Origin of the sequence: Synechococcus sp. R55.2, from assembly GCF_047462075.1 — a bacterium.
Lineage (GTDB): Bacteria > Cyanobacteriota > Cyanobacteriia > Thermostichales > Thermostichaceae > Thermostichus.
In genome coordinates, this window is record NZ_JANSIH010000428.1 from 1 (window position 1) to 2,188 (window position 2,188).

The window sequence follows — 2,188 nt, forward strand, 5'->3', positions numbered from 1 at the left end:
CATACAGGCGCCCTCCCTCCATGCGCACCACCCGGTGGCCGGCCCGCTCCACCAGCTAGCTTTGGATCGAAAGCTGTCCGCTCAGCAGCATTCTGAGCGCATCCAGCCCACATCTGGCTCAGCAAGAAGAGGCCCACAGACCACACAGTTACTTTTAAGCTTGATGCCATAGAAACCCCGATCTGTCGCTTTTTCAGCAAAAAGGAGCAAACCCCCTTGCCTCCTGGACAAGACTTATGGCAGCTAAGCTATCACTGCCTTATCTTGAGAGCAATGCAGGGGGGGAGGATGCTTAGAGGATTCCGATGACTTCCTGCAAGACCGCTGGGTGAAAGGTGAGGTCTGGTAGCTCCAAAGGCTGCTGGCTTGGTGATGATTGAAGCACTCTACTCCCGTCTCTGAACTCCGTGATACGATGTAGCTCAGCTATCGGTTCTGACGGGGATCAGCCGCCAGAGGAAACGGGGAAAGAGCAGTGAGAATCTGCCGCTGTCCCGCAGCTGTGATCCGGTTTAGGAGAAGTCCTGCAGCAAATCTCTAGAGTCATTCGCTGCCGATCCAGATCTTGTCCCCCAAAACCGTGTCAGTCAGAATGCCCGCCGATGGTTTTTCTAAACTTCACAACATCTGCGAGGTACAGATGGTAACTGTCTTGGCTTTAGCTCGTTTCTGCTTTCGTTATCCTGAGCATTTTCCCGGCGTTGCTCCCACAAGCTTTCGGTACTCCTCAGCAGTAGAAATAAGTCCAAGAACCCAAGCAAGACTCTGAGCCAGTTGGCCGGGAGAGAGTAAATTTTGGGTGCTGTTGCACCAAGATCTATCAAGATCTACAGCCCGCCTACGCGAAGGAAAGAGTGAGATGTCAGGCTTCCTGACTTCAATTGGTAGGCTGGCAAGTAGCCACTGCGATCGCTGGCTGCGTTGAGTATCTTTTTTGCGCAAAAGGCAGTGTTTTGTTGGGGTTCCAGAGGCAAGAGAGGAACAGCCGGTTTCTTCCTTGGCGGGCGGGATCCCAGTTGAGGGCGAATTGAACGCAGGAAAATTAGAAAACTCATTATTTGGGATGGCACACAACATGACTGCACAAACCATGACATTGGGGTATGCCCGCATGGGCAAGCGCCGCGAGCTCAAAAAAGCTTTGGAAGGCTTTTGGAGTGGTGCCCTAGGGTCAGAGGCTCTGCTGGCTACCTTTTGGGATTTGGAGACTCAAGCCTGGCAGACTCAGCTACAAGCTGGGATTGATCACATTGCGGTAGGGGATCAGACTCTCTACGACCATGTACTGGACTGGGCCACCTGGCTGGGGCTGATCCCCTCTCGGTTCCGAGGTCTGTCGGGTTTAGACCGCTACTTTGCCATGGCGCGGGGGCGGGAGGGCCTGCCGGCTTTGGAAATGACCAAGTGGTTTGACACCAACTACCACTACTTGGTACCCGAAATTGAGCCGGAAGCCGATCCCAGTCCTAACTTTGGGGATTTTTTGGAAAGAGTTCGGCGGGCCCAAGGGATCCTAGGGGAGCGCACCAGCCCCGTTGTCCTCAGTCCAGTGACTTTGCTCTGCCTTAGCCAGCGATCTGGGGATCTGCGGGCGGACTTGGAAAAGCTCCTTCCTCTGTACCGGGATCTCCTCCAGGAGTTAAAACAGCTGGGGATCCCAGAAGTCCAGATTCACGATCCCATTTTGGTTACCAGCCAGGGAAGTGGCCTGCGGGAAGCTGTGGAAATGAGCTACCGCCAGTTGGCAACCGCCGGGATCCCTGTCCACTTGGTCACCTACTTCGATGACCTGGGGGAGACTTACCCCTGGGTGGTGCAACTGCCGGTGGCCGGCATTAGCCTTGACTTTACCCGTGGCCACACCCTGGATCTGGTAAGAACCTATGGCTTTCCGGCTGACCAGATCCTAGGTGCTGGCGTAGTGGACGCTCGGAATGTCTGGAAGGTTCAGCCTGAGACCGTCTTGGCCAGCCTGCGGGAGCTGCAGGGGGTAGCTCCCAACCTACGGGTGCAGCCTTCCGCTTCGTTGCAATTTGTGCCCCACGACGCTGCTCTGGAAGCCCAGTTGCCGGAACCCCTCAGAAATGTCCTCAGCTTTGCCGAACAGAAGCTGGCCGAAGTAGCTCTCCTGGCGCGAGCCCTCAACGGCGAAGACCCTGCTGCCCAGCACTCGGAAAAACAGCAGCAA

The 2,188-nt window shown here is 55.6% G+C and carries 1 pseudogene and 1 riboswitch; the pseudogene reads left to right on the forward strand.

Annotation, left to right across the window (positions count from 1 at the left end):
* Positions 1-413: 413 nt before the first annotated feature.
* A riboswitch (cobalamin riboswitch) is annotated at positions 414-619 on the forward strand.
* A gap of 456 nt (positions 620-1,075) precedes the next feature.
* Positions 1,076-2,188 (forward strand): annotated as a pseudogene (locus NW838_RS14340) (5-methyltetrahydropteroyltriglutamate--homocysteine S-methyltransferase); the annotation flags it as partial.